Below are 13,575 nucleotides of genomic sequence, written 5' to 3' on the forward strand. Positions count from 1 at the left end.
AATGTCTCTAAAATATATAACAACAATATCAATCACATTATCATTACTATTATTAACAGCATGCGGCTCTGGGGGAAGTGAAACAAAAGTGGCTGTAAATACTGAAATAATAAAATCAACAGCAATCATTAACAACAGTCCCCTAAATGACTACAAAATAATTATCTATGGAAATAGCCATAGTTCGCAGTTAGGGGGATTATTAAATACGATTATTACAGCGCAATTACCTAACACTTCAGTTAAAACGATGACTGTCAGTGGCCGATTTTTAGATGAAATAGTCGCCGTAGATGCGAATGTCGATAAATTAAAAAGTGATAATTGGAGTCATGCTATTTTTCAAGGACAAAAGTACTCACAATCAGGTTCGACTGACTACCCTACGAGTGCAACTGAGCGATTAATCTCGAACGCAAAAGAGCATAAAATCACACCAATTTTATTTCCGGAGCATCCTCAAAAAGGGGATCCCACAGAAGCAAAGCTGGTTTACGACCTCCATTTATCAATCAGTAAAAAACAACCTAGCTGCATAGCGCCTGTTGGCTTTGTATGGAATCGAGTATTAGAAATAATGCCTAGTATAACCCTTCATAGTGCCGACGGTAATCACGCATCCTATGCAGGCAATGTCCTTACAGCGATGACCTTTTATCAAATCATTACCTCAGAATTAACAGACACAATGCCATTTATACCTGCTATAGATTTAACACAGCAAGAACAAGCCTTATTTGCACAAGTAGTAACAGAAGTACTTGAGTTATATCCGGCATGTGGAGCTAAATAATCTTAAAAAATTTAAAAACTAGATTTTAGATTTGGTTATTTCCAGAGGCGTTCGATATCAGTAGATTAATACCATGCACATAATCTGACTAAAAAGACAAACGCCTCAGGAGCATTAACTTTTATAATTAACTTTTCTGCCAAATTATAAATTTAATATCTTGATAAATAATCACCTGCAATTTATTAAAATAACCACCGTCCTAGCTATACTTATTTTGTTATTAAATTTACTATCGAAGCGTTACCACCAACAGGAAAATTGCAGTGCTGTCGCGTTTATATAATTTTATGCCGGGTTTAGATACATTGCTGCACTACGAGCGACAATGGTTTGCTGATGATGTCAGAGCGGCGCTATCGGTAGCTGCCGTAGCTTTACCTGTTGCCATTGCTTACGCACAACTAACCGGTGTTAACGCCGCCGTAGGGTTATATTCTTGCATACTGCCAATGATGCTATATGCTCTTTTTGGCACTTCCAAACAACTAATAGTTGGCCCTGATGCCGCCACCTGCGCCGTTATTGCAGCCGTAGTAACCCCTCTTGCTGCAGGTGACAGCTTTAAACATTGGCAACTTGTTGTCACCATGACCGCTATGACCGGCTTTTGGTGTTTTATAGCTAGTAAATTTAAGCTAGGCGTATTAGCCGACTTTTTATCTAAACCTATTTTAATGGGCTTATTAAATGGCGTAGCCATCACTATTATTGTTGGTCAATTTTCTAAAGTATTCGGTTTTACCTTTGACGAGCGCTACCTACTTGAACGCCTAGGTGGTGTACCCACATACCTAGCGCAAACACATGTTCCCACCTTGTTAATGGCCTTGTTCACATTGGCGGTTTACTTTGCCATGAAACGCATAAAACCCACGTGGCCGGCATCAATGTTTGCCATTGCATTTGGTGCGATTTTGGTATGGATTTTTGATTTAAAACAACTTGATATAAAAACTATTGGCACCGTAACTGGCGGACTTCCCGTTTTTAATACTCCTGTTTTTGATTTAGGAATTATTCGTGAGCTAGTGGTACCCGCACTTAACTTAGCCATCGTGAGCTTTGTAAGTATGATGCTAACTGCCCGCAGCTTTGCTGCTAAAAATGGCTACGACATAGACGCCGATAAGGAATTTAGAGCGCTAGGTATTGCCAATATAGCGTCAGCTCTTTCGCAAGGTTTTGCAGTTAGTGGCGCCGACTCTCGCACCGCAGTTAACGATGCAACGGGTGGTAAAACGCAGTTAGTATCAATAATTGCAGCAGCTATTATTGCGGTCATAGCCATTTTTTTAACAGCCCCGCTTGAGTTTATTCCAAGCGCAGCGCTGGGTGTTGTACTTATTATTGCTTCTGTTCATTTACTCGATTTAAAAGCTGTTTGGCAATTAAAACGAAAAGATAAACAGGCATTTTATCTCGCCTCAGCCACCTTACTTGCGGTGTTATTTATTGGCGTTATACCAGGGATCACACTTGCTGTATTACTGGGGTTATTTCAATTTATTCGCACTGTTATGCGCCCAACCGACAATATACTCGGCGTAGATGTTAACGGTGTAGTAAGAAGCTTAGACGCCACAGATAAAGCAAAAGCAGTGCAAGGCGTGTTTATTTATCGCTTTAATTCACCTTTAACTTACTTTAATGCCAGCTACTTTAAACGCAGATTACTTGAGCAATACGCAAGGCAAAAAGGCGACACCCAATGTGTAATAATTGACGCTGTGCCCTGCTTTACTCACTTAGATTTAAGCGTAATGGCCATGCTTGCCGACCTCGACGTTATATTTAAAAAGCGCGATATAAGGCTTGAACTTGCAGGTAGAAAACGCCAACTACTTTCGTGGTTTGATATTGCAGGAATGAAGTCAGGAAAAGAAGGTATATATATTCACTCCGATCTATATGTTGCGCTACAAAAAAATAGAGTAAGCCAGCCTACCGACGAAGTTGCCTTATTTGAAGCTCATACCAATTAGGAAGAATTAGCCGTGTTGTAAATTATAAACGGCAATAAAAATAAAAAAGAGTCACTGTATTTTATTATTCGTTAAACAGCTAAGCCCCCTGATTGCCCTGTAAGTTATTTTCAATTCACTACATAAGCTATTTAATGGGCTAAAATAACTAAATTCTTAACAGGCTTCTGATAATGAAGTCACGTCAATAGAGCAGCTAAGTTATAATACGGTTTAACCAACAACGCTACTATACAACCTTGTTGGTTAAATTATTAAATCAATTAGCATTATAAAGTCGTCGATATTGATACAGCGTGTGGCTGCATAAGATCTTTTGCTTTTTCCATTTCCTCGTGGGAATCAGTATGTACAACAATCGCCCACAGACCCGAGCGAGTTGCTTCTCTTATATTATTGATCAAATCATCGTGATCTGGCCTTAACGAAAAAGCTCCAGCAATTAGTACACCAACAAAAGTACAAAGAATACTTATCGAAACATATGTTTCTAGGATGTGTTGTTGTAAAAATTCAAACTCTAATAAAAAGAGTATACTGGCAATGAACACACCAACAACAAGACCAACTACGGCAAATACTAAGTGTGATTTCAACATAGTTTTAGCAATTTTTTTATCTTCAGGCTCGACCTTTTCATCGTAATGTTGATCGTGAGGTGGAATTAGCCTTATGCTTTGTTTTACAAAGTTCTCGTCATTATTTAAAATATCAAAGGTTGCTTTAGCTTTATGTTCGCTGTTAAAAATACCGCCCACTTTAGTGGCTTTATCTCCACTGCTTATATTCGCTTTCATGGCTATTATCTCCGCATTAAATAAATAGTGGTTTAGTAAAACTACTAACACTAATTAATAAAAATTATTGATAATTGAAAATACGACTAATAAATTCACTTTATCATCATAAAAGCAGTTGCAAGACTAACACCAACTTGATTGACGAGTAATAACTCAACTCCCAAAGTAAATAAGCTTACGTGTAAATTAGAGGTGGAGGGGTTATCCTTTGTTTTTTAATACTTTTAGTACCTATTTAAATTCATCGATTATTATAACCTTATTATTTTTGTTGCGAACTCTGCACTACAATAATTAATGTCCATATAAATCACCGTGTAGAATATACAAAAAATATTTCAAACCTCGAAGCAACTAAAAATTAATAATTCAGTATCGCCTTGTTGATAAGCCTAGCTATCAACAAGGTGTTAAATTAATAGCATACCCTCGGAGTCAAGTTTTAGGATATATGGCTTTAAGTTAGCCTAAATAATTTGTATGTGAATACTTATAACTTCATGAAGGCCCGTTTTTTATTTCTTTGGATCTATGCTTAAATTACTGTGGATGAACCATGTGTTCAACCTCATGCCAGTTAATTTAGCAATCACTTTAATCACATAAAAGAAAATACCAATCATTGCCGACCTCGACGTTATATTTAAAAAGCGCGATATAAGGCTTGAACTTGCAGGCAGAAAACGCCAGCTGCTCTCATGATTTGAAATTGCCGGTATGAAGTCAGGAACAGAGGGCATATACATTCACTCAGACCTATACATCGCCCTAAAAAGAAATAGCGTAAGCCAGCATACAGAGGAAGTTAATTTATTCGTGGCAGATGAAAATAAAGAGGCGCTCACACATCCATAAAATACTAAACAGCAGATCAGCTAGCTGGCTCTGCTGTTTAGTATTAAGTACTTTTTATACTTTTGGGTAATTTGAAGGGAAAAACGCTTTTTTAGCGTCTTCATCAAACTCTTTTTTAAATGCTACATCAGTACCAATTACGCGTGCACGTGCAACCGCTGGGCGGCTATCAATGCTTTCAAACCAACGCTTAAGATTTGGATACGGTGCTAAACCTTCTTCGCCTAATACAACCGGTGCTTTATCAATCCAGCCCCAAGCAGAAACATCAGCAATAGTGTATGTATCACCCACAATAAAGTCACGACCTTCAAGATGTGTATCAAGTACTTCGTAGTGGCGCTGCGCTTCACGTAAATAACGATTAACCGCGTAATCAAGCCCTTCTGGTGCCATATGTCTAAAGTGAACACTTTGCCCTGAATACGGACCTAAACCAGATGCGATAAACATTAACCACGACAGCATTTCAGCGCGGTCATCGCTCTTACCTTCTAGCTTTCCATATTTTTCAGAAAGGTACATTAAAATAGCATTCGAATCGAACACACGCGTTTCACCATCAACAATTGCTGGTGCTTTAGCGTTTGGATTAATTGCTTTAAATTCAAGTGTATGTTGCTCACCTTTTAAAGTATCAAGAGGAACAAGTTCAAACGGCAAGCCTGTTTCTTCTAAAAAAAGTGCAACCTTCATTGGGTTAGGAGTATGGTGAAAATAAAATTTAATCATGTAAAGTTCCTCAATAATTGAGCAACGATTAAAGCACAGCTTGAGCGAGTGTTCAAATTGAGTTTTCAATAAGTTAAATATGGAGTTAAAACGTGATTCAATTGTGAGTATTTCGTGATACTTCATTCGTAAATATCATTTAGGCTGAATGCAATATCAACCTTTGCGAAAAGTAACATGCCTTTTAAAGCACTATCCCGTCCATTTTTTATCTCACTTGTTGGGTTAATAACTTTTTGCTTTCAAAGCCAAGCTGATGAGCAAGTAACTATTTCAAGTACAGCTAATCCGACTACCTTTTTAGAGCTTTACACATCGCAAGGTTGCAGTAGTTGCCCACCAGCAGAGCGCTGGATTTCAACGTTTACAGATGATGAAAAGCTATGGACTGATTTAATCCCTATTAATTTTCATGTTACTTATTGGGATTACTTAGGATGGAAAGACCCGTTTGCCTCTGCTATTTTTAGTAAAAGACAACGTACTTATAAGGCACTCGGTAAAAGTAGGATTGTAGCAACCCCAGGGTTTATGGTTAACGGCAGCGGGTGGCAAGGTTGGTTTTATAAGCAAGCTATTCCTGTAGCTAAAGCCCCTTATTTGGGTAATTTAAAAGCGACTATAAACAACAGTAAAATTAATCTCGAATACAATACTGTTAATACCAAAGATAATACTAACCAAAACTTAATAGCCCATGTAGCTCTGTTAGGCTTTGGCATAGAAACACAAATACACAGTGGCGAAAACGCAGGCCATAAGTTAAAACACGACTTTGTGGTTATTGGTTACGAGCAAAGTAACATGCAAACTAAGCAGCAATTATCATTAACTGACTTAACCCTGCCTCGCGCTAAAAAAATATCGCCAACAAAGCAAGCCTTAGTGTTTTGGGTATCTGAAAAAGGCGACCCTACTCCACTACAAGTTGCAGCCGATTGGTTTTAAAAATTACAGTTAATTGAATAAAATTACTAATTAACAACTCAGCGCTCAATAAATCTCCTTGTATATCAACTATAGAAAAAGGCTTTCAATAATTTAAAAACTAATGAATTAGCATTGTTATTACAAAGAATTTATTCTTTTTCATTGTGTGTACCTGTATAAAACATAAATAACATTGTATTTACATCAACTTTTGTTTATAAAGTAAGTTGAATGGACTCTTGAAATAAGTAATTGACTTATAAGTATAAAAATCAAGCGCCTATCAATAAAAACTTCTGCAATTATCTATATGGACAAAAATTTATGCGAATTAACCAAAGCCACATTAAAACAATTGTAATCGCTGCAATTACAGCTTCGTCTTTAGCTGGGTGTGCTACAACATCATCAAAAGTAATAGAAACACCAACTGTTGCTAGCTATAACACAACCTACTCAGGTGCAAAAAGCAAACTAGTCGTAGGTCAGTTTGTAAACCGTTCGAGCTTTCAAAATGGTATATTTGCATCAGGCCAAGACCGTTTAGGTAGCCAAGCAAAAACAACACTAATGAGCCACTTACAACAAACAAATCGCTTTAGTGTGCTTGATCGCGACAATATGGCAGCCCTTGCGGAAGAGGCAAAGTTAACAGGTACAAAACAAGTTCTTAGCGGTGCTAAATTTGTTGTAACTGGTGATGTAACAGAGTTTGGCCGTAAAGCCATTGGCGATCGCCAGCTTTTTGGTTTATTGGGTAAAGGTAAATCGCAAATTGCTTATGCTAAAGTAACGCTTAATGTTGTTGATGTTACTACATCAGAAGTTATTTATTCAGTGCAAGGTGCTGGTGAATACAGCCTATCAGAACGTGAAGTTATTGGTTTTGGTAGCACAGCTTCATACGATGCCACATTAAATGGCAAAGTACTTGACCTAGCTATTCGCGAAGTCGTTAACAAGTTAGTTACTGGTCTTGAAGCTGGCCAATGGGGCAATAAATAATGAAAAAGCTAATTACCTTAGCATTTGTTTGTATAGCCCTAACGGGTTGTAACTCAACGAAAGAACCTATTTACTATTACGGCGACTATAGCACTGCCGTATACGCCTATTTAAAAGCAGATGACGTAACAGCCGAAGAGCAAATTAGTATGCTTGAGCAAATTATTGCCGATGCCGCAAACAAAAGTAAGAATGTTGCACCTGGCCTACATGCTCACCTAGGTATGCTGTACTTTGAAACGGGTAATCCTTCATTAGGCACTACTCACTTCGAAACTGAGAAATCACTTTTCCCAGAATCAGTTCATTACATCGACTTCCTTCTAAAGTCTGCGAAAGGCGCTTAATATGCTTAATTTAAAATCATACACAGCGGTCGCATTAGTCGCATTACTCACTGGTTGTGTTTCACCTCCACCAGCACATGACTACACAGCATTTAAACAAGCAGACCCTCACTCAGTTATTATTTTACCTCCGCTAAATAATACACCTGAAGTAATTGCACCATACAGTGTGATGACTCAAATGGTCGCGCCTATAGCTGAGTCGGGTTTTTATGTTTTTCCTGTTGCTTTAGTTGATCAAACCTTTAAAGGTAATGGCCTCACTGTTGCAGGCGACGTACACCAAGTACCGGTGAATAAATTACATGAAATTTTTGGTGCAGACTCTGCGCTTTACATCACTATTGAAGAATACGGCACTAGCTATGTTGTAATTTCTAGCGAAACAGCTGTAACTGTGTCAGCCTCACTAGTTGATTTACGCACTGGCGAGCAATTATGGCAAGGCAAAGCAAGAGCCTCTTCAGCTGAACAACAAAGTAATGGCGGTGGTGGCCTTGTAGGTATGCTTGTTATTGCAGCAATCAATCAAATTGCTGAAACGGTAACCGATAAAGGCTTTGAAATCGCAGCAATGACTTCAACACGCTTACTTTCTTCAGATGTTTACAACGGCTTATTATATGGACCTCGTTCACCTAATTATGGCCAACCAGCACCAAGCGAAAGGAAAAAATAACTCTTATTGTTATTAACCTAAATCTTAAAAAGGCCGAATCATTAAATGGGATTAGGCCTTTTTAATAAAAGCTTACCTAGCTAAAAACCTTAGCAAAGTTACTTTTAAGTATTTAGAGCAGATTTTAAAATACGAGTTTAAAAACCAATATTAGTCACAATAGAAAAAACATTTCAAAAAATAATAATAGAGTAGCAAAATGCAATGTCTTTTTTTTAGCCGGTTCTACATGTTAAAGTTGTCATTATCACTAAATTACTCTTATAGTGAATCTATATAAATATTGAGCAATACTATGATAAAAGCACAAATACCAGCTGACGAAGAATCTAGATTAAAGGCCCTTTACGAGTATGAAATATTAGATACTGAAGCCGAAAAAGTATTTGATGATTTAACTCAACTTGCTTCTGATATTTGTGAAGCCCCCATATCACTTATAAGCTTAGTTGATCCACAAAGGCAGTGGTTTAAATCAAAGTATGGTATCGATGTAGACTCCACCGAAAGAGATATCGCATTTTGCTCTCATACAATACTGCAAGACCAAGTATTTGAAATACAAAACGCTCTACTTGATGAACGTTTTTATGATAACCCCCTAGTAACCAGCGATCCAAACATTCGGTTTTATGCGGGCACACCGCTAGTTACACCTAGTGGCAGCACAATTGGTACATTATGTGTTATCAGCGACCAGCCAAAAAAGCTAACTCAAACACAAATTAACGCACTGAAAATACTTGGCAAAGAAGTTATTGCACAACTTGAGCTCAGGTTAAACAACAGAAAGCTGGCCACTGCATTAAAACAACAACAAATACATAATAAAAATCTTGAAGAACTAAAAAAAGAAGCTGATACAGCTAACACTCTAAAAGGTCGATTTTTAGCAAATATGTCGCACGAGCTAAGAACCCCGCTGCACGGCATTTTAAATTTAGCTGAGTTTGGACTAGCAGAAACTTCAAATATAGAAAAAGATAACGCCCTAAAAAGTATTTTAAGCTCCGCGAATATACTCTCAAATATTGTAAATGACATTTTAGACTTTTCAAAAATTGAAGCGGGTAAATTAAATATTGAGAATATTAACTTTAACTTGAGCGAAGTCATTAACAATGTAATTAATCCACTAATGAAACAAGCCACAGATAAAGGCATAAAATTTATTCCATCTATAGATAAAAATATCGCTACAACCCTAAAAGGCGACCCTGTCAGAGTTTCTCAAATTTTAAATAACTTATGCTCAAATGCGATTAAATTTACACAACAAGGCCTGGTAGAGTTTAAAGTCACTGTAAAAGAGAACTCCTTAAACACGCAAAATATTGTATTTGAAATAATCGATACGGGTATTGGTATTAGTAAAGCTGCACAGCAAAATTTATTTCAAGAGTTTCATCAGGCCGATTCATCTACATCTAGAAAGTACGGGGGCACGGGCCTTGGCCTCTCCATTTGCACCAAGCTAAGTGATTTAATGAATGGCAAAATCAACTTCACGAGTAAAGAAGATAAAGGTTCTGTATTTACTTACCAACAAAGCTTTGAAACATCAGAACTCGATGAATTATTAAAACCAAATAAAGAAATAACCGATTTACAAGGGTGCACTATTTTGGTTGCCGAAGACAATAAAGTAAATCAAGTTGTCGTAAGTAAAATGCTACAAGCTCATAATGCGAAAGTAATATTTACCGAAAATGGCAAAGAATGCGTTGATTACTCTTTTGCCAACCATGTTGATTTAATTTTTATGGACATTCAAATGCCAGTGATGGATGGAGTGCAAGCCACTAAGATAATTAGAGAGCAACAAACAGGTAAAACAACGCCAATTATTGCCATGACAGCCAACACCATGAAACCAGATATTGAACACTATTTAGACATTGGTATGGATGGCTATTTAACGAAGCCATTTAATAAAGATCATTTAAATAGCTTGCTCAATGTTTATAATCCAAAAAACTCAAATCTCAAAAATTTAGCAGTTAAAGTTAGTAACCCAAACATTACGAGTGAACGTAAGCTAAAACAGATATGCAATGAGCTAAAAAAGTTAATTTCAAATGCCGACAGAGTCAGTCTATGGTTGTTTAATCACGACTATACCGCCATTAATAGCTTAATTTGCCTTGATGAAAAAAATGAGAGAGTAAGTAATGCAGTTTTAAAAGCTAAAGACTTTCCTGCATACTTTGACTATATTTTAGAGCATAAAGTATTAGACGCATCAGATGCGAGAAACCACGAAATCACTAAAAACTTAACCAAGGTTTATTTTGAACCATCAAACATTTACTCCTTGCTTGATTACATCTACTTTATTGATAACAAACCGCTAGGTGTTATTTGTTGTGAAAGTGTTGGCTCAAAAATTTCATGGAGCCATGCAGATAAACTGTCACTTATTAAAGTAGCTGATGTAACAACCTTGTTTTTATCCAAACAGTTGAAATCATAGTAGCTACTTAATATATATAAAATGGGAGGAGTGCCTAATTACTTAAACTATTTAACTAAGCGGCACATGCCACCAAGGTTATGCGCGTTTATTGATTTAACAAAAAAGTTTGAATGTATATGGGTAACTAAAGCGAAGCGTTGAGTTTACTTTTTAGCTGTGCAATATTAATTCATTAATAAGCACAAGGATCACTAAACCTATTTACAGGTTTGGTATAAAAACTAAAAGGATGAATATGATTAAGCCATTTTACGCTAGCTGTTTGTTAGCCCTCTTGCTATTAACACCCAGCCTTGTAATAGCAAATCCGACAGCCTCGCAATATCAGGAAATTCTTAACGATAACCTTGCTGAAAACGAGCCTGGGGTATCGGTAATTATAAGCAAAAATGGCAAAGTACTTTTTAAAGGAGTTCGCGGGCTTGCCAACCTCGAACATAACATCGCACTTAATGAGCAAAGCGTTTTACGTTTAGGTTCCATTTCAAAACAATTTACTGCAGCTGCAATTATGATGCTGCAAGAGCAAGGTAAGCTAGCGGTTACCGATGATATTCATAAGTATGTTGCAAGCTTTCCTACTGAAGGTAACCTCGTCACAATCGAAAACTTATTAACCCACACCTCAGGCATTGCCAACTACACAGATGACGACGACTTATTCGATAAAGAAATACAAGTACCCACCAGCGTTGACGATACACTCAAGAGATTTGCCAAACACCCAATGGTGTTTAAACCCGGCGAAGCGATGGCTTATTCGAACACGGGCTATTCACTGCTAGGTAAAATAATTGAAGTGGCGAGTGGGCAATCTTACAAAGACTTTATTGAACAAAATATATTTAAAAAACTAGGGATGACTCAAAGCAGCTATGAAGGGCAAGATATTGTTGCTCACCGCGCAGCTGGGTATGAGCAAACAGAGCAAGGCTTTATAAACACAAGTTATATTAATATGGACTGGCCTTATGCCGCAGGTGCGCTTATATCTACCCCAACCGACTTAAACATTTGGTTTAGCGCATTATCGTCTGGCAAGCTTATTAGTAAAGCAAGTTATGAGAAGATGGTTAGCCCTTTTAAACTCAATGACGGCAGCTTTTCATCCTATGGTTACGGATTAATTATTAAGCCTTTGAATGAATACACCGTAATTAAACACACTGGCGGAATAAATGGCTTTTTAGCACATGCACGCTATATTCCAGAGCAAAAGCTATATGTTGCAGTACTGGCTAATTCAAACCACATAAACCCTATTTTTATCAACGAAAAACTCACAGCCAAAGCACTGGGTATTGCGCTCCCCGAGTTTAAAAAAGCAGATGTAACAGCGCAGCAGTTAGCGCCCGTATTGGGTGATTACCGTATTGATAAAAACACCTTACGCAGCCTAATTTTTGAAAATGACGTTTTGTATTCTAAGCGCACAGGTGGCGATAAAACAAAACTAATTACCATGTCTAAAAATAGCTTTTACTATCCTAATTCAAACAATTACTTAGTAATAGAAAAAGACAGCCAAGGCCAATTAGTAATGAAGTATTTTAGTGGATTATCAACAACGCCCACTGAGGCGATTAAAATTTAGCGACAAGTTTGAGCGAGGCACAAAATGCTTCGCTCTTGCTAAATAGCTCTCTCTAAAGCTACTTTGATTTATTAAGCATCGCTTTTAAATCGGCAAATGGAGAATGCGTTGCAGCCTCAACTTTTCGCTCTGTAGTCGACCCGCCATACATAATATGTTCATGGTATTTATTGTGTTCATTATCGTGGCAATAAATACACAATAGCTCCCAGTTAGTGCCATCTTCAGGGTTATTACTGTGATTATGATCAACATGATGCACCGTTAACTCACGCAAATTAGAGTACTCAAACTCACGAGCACAACGCCCGCATACCCAAGGGTATAATCTTAAGGCTTTTATTCTATAACCTTCCTCTTGCTTCACATAAGCCTGAGGTACTGCGTTATTATTACTCATAGTATTCCTGGTAAATTCACTATTTCGGTGCTCAATACTAAAAAAACTTAATTACTGACAAATCACCAAAAGAAGTATCTATATGCCGGCCTGTTTGCTCCCATGCACGAAGTACAACCATAAGTTTTTTATTGTCAGAAGTCCAAGAAATTCCACCGCCGTATGCTTCAACTTTTTCACCGCCAGAATCTTTTAACCCCAGCCCAGGGTCTGTATTTCGAATATTTCCCTTACCTACTTTGTATTCAGCAAATACGTGAACATTATGCGGTAACGAAAATGATAAAAGAGAGCCAATACTCGCTCCATACGAATTAGAAATTAACTTAGTGACCTGTGGTGCAGACGAATTTAAAAAATCAGCCTGAAATACAATATTATCTTTATTCTCAAGGGATACATGCTTGAAAGACCACGCGCCAACAATACTTAACGACAAATCAAATTTGTTACTTAGCTTTGGCTTATTAAGAAAAAAATGCTCAAACAAAGACTCTTTATTGTTGAAGGTATAAAAATTGTGTTGGCCAGATAGCTCAAACTTGGTTGAACGTGTATTTTGCGAGAAAATTTGATCCGTTTGATTGCCGCTTAAATTGCTAGCCGTGCTTTGCAGTCCTTCAAGCGTTTGATAGTTAAAAGTGATTTTAGAATTTTTAAACTTTCTATATGAAAGCAGTATATCTTGTGTTTTTGTTTCAACATCATCTTCAAAAATATCGGCAGAGTAGCCAATTTCAATGTCGTTAATATCAAAAAATACACCCACACGTTGGTTGTTTATGGGCTTTAACGAAAAGAGTGTTTTTTGATTATTCCCAGCCAAGTCATCATATATTAATGCGTGGCTAGTATTTGGATTTGAAATAGTTGTTCGTACCGACTTTAAGTCAAAGTCGAAAGCCAATACGGCACCAGATTGAAATGCCGCTAAAACAGCAAAGCTCACAATAGCCAAGTAATTGCGATTCATTAAAAA

At 37.2% G+C, this 13,575-nt stretch carries 12 protein-coding genes and 1 pseudogene; 9 read left to right on the top strand and 4 right to left on the bottom strand.

What is annotated here, in order from left to right:
• Position 1: 1 nt before the first annotated feature.
• The gene (locus tag BW142_RS01520) at positions 2-793 is read left to right on the top strand and encodes a hypothetical protein (RefSeq protein WP_076923663.1); all 792 of its coding nucleotides are present in this window, start codon (positions 2-4) and stop codon (positions 791-793) included.
• A gap of 266 nt (positions 794-1,059) precedes the next feature.
• Positions 1,060-2,778, top strand: coding sequence for a SulP family inorganic anion transporter (locus BW142_RS01525; protein WP_076923664.1), 1,719 nt, complete (start codon positions 1,060-1,062; stop codon positions 2,776-2,778).
• Positions 2,779-3,047: 269 nt separating this feature from the next.
• On the opposite strand, the gene BW142_RS01530 is transcribed toward BW142_RS01525, so the two are convergent.
• Positions 3,048-3,575 carry a hypothetical protein gene (locus BW142_RS01530; protein ID WP_076923665.1) on the bottom strand — a complete coding sequence of 176 codons (528 nt, stop codon included), beginning with the start codon at positions 3,573-3,575 and terminating at the stop codon, positions 3,048-3,050.
• Between the two features lie 621 nt (positions 3,576-4,196).
• On the opposite strand from BW142_RS01530, the pseudogene BW142_RS20815 reads away from it, so the two are divergent.
• Positions 4,197-4,433, top strand: a pseudogene (locus tag BW142_RS20815) (sodium-independent anion transporter); the annotation flags it as partial.
• 54 nt (positions 4,434-4,487) lie between these two features.
• Here the strand turns inward: BW142_RS20815 and BW142_RS01535 are convergent.
• Entirely contained in the window at positions 4,488-5,165 is a 678-nt protein-coding gene (locus tag BW142_RS01535; RefSeq protein ID WP_076923666.1) for a glutathione S-transferase N-terminal domain-containing protein, read from the bottom strand.
• Between the two features lie 177 nt (positions 5,166-5,342).
• Between BW142_RS01535 and BW142_RS01540 the strand changes: the two genes are divergently transcribed.
• The 6 genes from BW142_RS01540 to BW142_RS01565 all read left to right on the top strand — a co-directional run bounded on the left by BW142_RS01540 (position 5,343) and on the right by BW142_RS01565 (position 12,196).
• Positions 5,343-6,113, top strand: coding sequence for a DUF1223 domain-containing protein (locus BW142_RS01540; RefSeq protein ID WP_076923667.1), 771 nt, complete (start codon positions 5,343-5,345; stop codon positions 6,111-6,113).
• Positions 6,114-6,419: 306 nt separating this feature from the next.
• Positions 6,420-7,100 carry a CsgG/HfaB family protein gene (locus BW142_RS01545; protein ID WP_076923668.1) on the top strand — a complete coding sequence of 227 codons (681 nt, stop codon included), beginning with the start codon at positions 6,420-6,422 and terminating at the stop codon, positions 7,098-7,100.
• Positions 7,100-7,447 (top strand): DUF4810 domain-containing protein, encoded by a 348-nt coding sequence (locus tag BW142_RS01550; RefSeq protein ID WP_008165258.1) that lies wholly within the window; start codon positions 7,100-7,102, stop codon positions 7,445-7,447. The genes BW142_RS01545 and BW142_RS01550 overlap by 1 nt, the downstream gene beginning before the upstream one ends.
• Before the next feature lies 1 nt (position 7,448).
• Positions 7,449-8,126: a DUF799 domain-containing protein gene (locus tag BW142_RS01555; RefSeq protein ID WP_076923669.1), complete on the top strand. Its 678-nt coding sequence runs from the start codon at positions 7,449-7,451 to the stop codon at positions 8,124-8,126.
• A 295-nt stretch (positions 8,127-8,421) separates the two neighbouring features.
• Entirely contained in the window at positions 8,422-10,599 is a 2,178-nt protein-coding gene (locus tag BW142_RS01560; protein WP_076923670.1) for a response regulator, read from the top strand.
• A 238-nt stretch (positions 10,600-10,837) separates the two neighbouring features.
• Complete coding sequence (locus BW142_RS01565; protein WP_076923671.1) at positions 10,838-12,196, top strand: serine hydrolase domain-containing protein; 1,359 nt, start codon at positions 10,838-10,840, stop codon at positions 12,194-12,196.
• 58 nt (positions 12,197-12,254) lie between these two features.
• Here BW142_RS01565 and BW142_RS01570 read toward each other — a convergent pair whose 3' ends face one another.
• Positions 12,255-12,596: a YajD family HNH nuclease gene (locus BW142_RS01570; RefSeq protein WP_076923672.1), complete on the bottom strand. Its 342-nt coding sequence runs from the start codon at positions 12,594-12,596 to the stop codon at positions 12,255-12,257.
• Between the two features lie 37 nt (positions 12,597-12,633).
• Positions 12,634-13,569: a hypothetical protein gene (locus tag BW142_RS01575; RefSeq protein WP_076923673.1), complete on the bottom strand. Its 936-nt coding sequence runs from the start codon at positions 13,567-13,569 to the stop codon at positions 12,634-12,636.
• Positions 13,570-13,575 lie beyond the last annotated feature (6 nt).

The organism is Pseudoalteromonas sp. EB27 (assembly GCF_001974875.1).
Classification (GTDB): domain Bacteria; phylum Pseudomonadota; class Gammaproteobacteria; order Enterobacterales; family Alteromonadaceae; genus Pseudoalteromonas.

What these genes read in the sequence shown, in the direction of transcription:
- BW142_RS01565 (WP_076923671.1), top strand. Translation starts at nt 10,838, where the DNA reads ATGATTAAGCCATTTTACGCTAGCTGTTTGTTAGCCCTCTTGCTATTA.
- BW142_RS01530 (WP_076923665.1), bottom strand. Translation starts at nt 3,575, where the DNA reads ATGAAAGCGAATATAAGCAGTGGAGATAAAGCCACTAAAGTGGGCGGT.
- BW142_RS01545 (WP_076923668.1), top strand. Translation starts at nt 6,420, where the DNA reads ATGCGAATTAACCAAAGCCACATTAAAACAATTGTAATCGCTGCAATT.
- BW142_RS01560 (WP_076923670.1), top strand. Translation starts at nt 8,422, where the DNA reads ATGATAAAAGCACAAATACCAGCTGACGAAGAATCTAGATTAAAGGCC.
- BW142_RS01570 (WP_076923672.1), bottom strand. Translation starts at nt 12,596, where the DNA reads ATGAGTAATAATAACGCAGTACCTCAGGCTTATGTGAAGCAAGAGGAA.
- BW142_RS01575 (WP_076923673.1), bottom strand. Translation starts at nt 13,569, where the DNA reads ATGAATCGCAATTACTTGGCTATTGTGAGCTTTGCTGTTTTAGCGGCA.
- BW142_RS01555 (WP_076923669.1), top strand. Translation starts at nt 7,449, where the DNA reads ATGCTTAATTTAAAATCATACACAGCGGTCGCATTAGTCGCATTACTC.
- BW142_RS01550 (WP_008165258.1), top strand. Translation starts at nt 7,100, where the DNA reads ATGAAAAAGCTAATTACCTTAGCATTTGTTTGTATAGCCCTAACGGGT.
- BW142_RS01520 (WP_076923663.1), top strand. Translation starts at nt 2, where the DNA reads ATGTCTCTAAAATATATAACAACAATATCAATCACATTATCATTACTA.
- BW142_RS01540 (WP_076923667.1), top strand. Translation starts at nt 5,343, where the DNA reads ATGCCTTTTAAAGCACTATCCCGTCCATTTTTTATCTCACTTGTTGGG.
- BW142_RS01535 (WP_076923666.1), bottom strand. Translation starts at nt 5,165, where the DNA reads ATGATTAAATTTTATTTTCACCATACTCCTAACCCAATGAAGGTTGCA.